Origin of the sequence: Mesorhizobium sp. M2A.F.Ca.ET.037.01.1.1 (assembly GCF_003998075.1) — a bacterium.
GTDB lineage: Bacteria > Pseudomonadota > Alphaproteobacteria > Rhizobiales > Rhizobiaceae > Mesorhizobium.
Genome location: NZ_RZSA01001506.1, coordinates 1 through 976 on the forward strand (window position 1 = coordinate 1; position 976 = coordinate 976).

The 976-nt window shown below is 66.2% G+C and carries 1 protein-coding gene and 1 pseudogene; both read right to left on the minus strand.

Annotated features, from left to right (window positions below):
- Window positions 1-274, minus strand: a pseudogene (locus EOA27_RS37955) (RNA methyltransferase); the annotation flags it as partial.
- 1 nt (window position 275) lies between these two features.
- On the minus strand, window positions 276-976 hold a 701-nt coding region (locus EOA27_RS37960; protein ID WP_145970883.1), incomplete at its 5' end, for an RsmD family RNA methyltransferase.

The window sequence follows — 976 nt, forward strand, 5'->3', positions numbered from 1 at the left end:
CCTCCAGCACCGTGCCGCCGGCGGCGACGGTCCGCGCGGCGACCTTTTCGACGGCGGCGTTGCCGCGTCCGGCCTTGGCGAAGACCAGAGTCCTTATCGACCAGCCGAGGTCGAGGGCATCGATGACCAGCTTCAGGCCCTCGGCCATGAAGGCGTTCTGCTGATCGCGGAATTTCTTCAGCGCCAGTGCCTTGATGTCCTTGACCAGCGGATTGGCGAGGCTGGTGACTTCCTTGACCTGCCCGACAGGGCGAGCGCCGTCGTGTGCGTTCATTTCAAGCCACCCAGCGCGAGAACAGCGAGGTCGACAGCGCGCGGCCGGCGGATTTCTCGCGAATGATCAATTCGCCGGATTCGACTGTGCCACCCATGCCGACGAAGGTATCGCGCATCAGCGCATGGATGGCGAAGAAGGAGGCGCGGATCGAATAGGCGGTGAGGACGACGGCCAGCGGCTTCGGCGTCAGGATCGAGCGGCAGAGGTCGGTAAGGCCCGGCAGGTCCTCGAACAATTGCCAGACCTCGCCCTTGGGACCGCGGCCATAGGCGGGCGGGTCGAACAGCACGATGTCGTAGCGGCTGCCGCGGCGCTCCTCGCGCTCGGCGAATTTCACCGCGTCCTCGACGATCCAACGGATCGGCTTGTCGCCAAGCCCGGCCATCTCCTGGTTCTCGCGCGCCCAGCCGATCGCCTTCTTCGAGGCGTCGACATGGGTGACCTCGGCACCCGCGCGGGCCGCCACCAGCGAGGCAAGCCCCGTATAGCCGAAGAGGTTCAGTACCTTGACCGGCCGCTTCGCCGCCGCGATCAGCCCCGCCATATGGTCCCAATGCGAAGCCTGTTCCGGAAAGACGCCGACATGGCGAAACGAGGTGAAGCGGCCGAGGTAGTCGATGCCGTCATGCTTCATCGGCCAGGTCTCGCCGAGCGGCGCCTTCGGGAAGCGCCAGCGGCCGATGCCTTCCTCGTCGGTGT